Origin of the sequence: Streptomyces cahuitamycinicus, assembly GCF_002891435.1 — a bacterium.
In the GTDB taxonomy this organism is placed as follows: domain Bacteria; phylum Actinomycetota; class Actinomycetes; order Streptomycetales; family Streptomycetaceae; genus Streptomyces; species Streptomyces cahuitamycinicus.
On record NZ_POUC01000937.1, the window covers coordinates 1 to 618 of the forward strand.

Here is a 618-nt window from a genome sequence, read left to right on the forward strand (position 1 = left end):
CTCCTGGACCCGGCCTCGTCCCCCTCTTCCTCCGCCTCCTCCCGTACGGCTCGCTGACCGACTCTGCGCACCGGCCCGCGACCTGATTGAATCCGGGGGTTGTCGCCCGCGGCCGAGGTGTGGCCGGGCGCCGATTCGACGAACCGCGGCCACCGCGACGAGCCGTGCCGCAGCTGTGGGGAGAGCATGAACGAGGGGAAGCCCACGAAAGCGAAGTGGTGGAGCCGACCACGGCCGCAGGACCTCGCGGAACAGCCGGAGGGCACGCAGGGGGCCGTGGCGGAGGGCCCGGGCACGCACGGGGCACACGGGCCGGTGACGGCCCCGGCGGAGCCGACCGGCACCGACGGGGACTTCGAGCTGGCGCGTCCGGCGGCTCGGCATGCCGAGGACGGCGACTACGAGTTGAGGCGTCCCGAGGCGGTCCCGGCCGGGGACCCGGGAGAGTCCGCCGGGTCGGCACGCGGCGACGCCGTCGCCACGACCGTCCCCGGCCAGGCCGCCACTGAGGCCGCTGCTGTGGTCCCCGCCGCCCGGGAGCCCGGGAGCCAGGACGCCCCCGTCGCCTCCGTCGCACCCGCCGGGCCGCCCGAGGGCGCTCCCCGGCCGCTGCACGAC

At 77.2% G+C, this 618-nt stretch carries 1 protein-coding gene and 1 pseudogene; one reads left to right on the forward strand and one right to left on the reverse strand.

Features of this window, described 5'->3' with window-relative positions; all coding sequences use genetic code 11:
- A partial coding sequence (locus C1J00_RS46135) for a hypothetical protein (RefSeq protein ID WP_219728422.1) occupies window positions 1–188 on the reverse strand: 188 nt, incomplete at its 3' end.
- Between C1J00_RS46135 and C1J00_RS43975 the strand changes: the two are divergent.
- Window positions 187–618, forward strand: a pseudogene (locus C1J00_RS43975) (hypothetical protein); the annotation flags it as partial. The gene C1J00_RS46135 and the pseudogene C1J00_RS43975 overlap by 2 nt on opposite strands.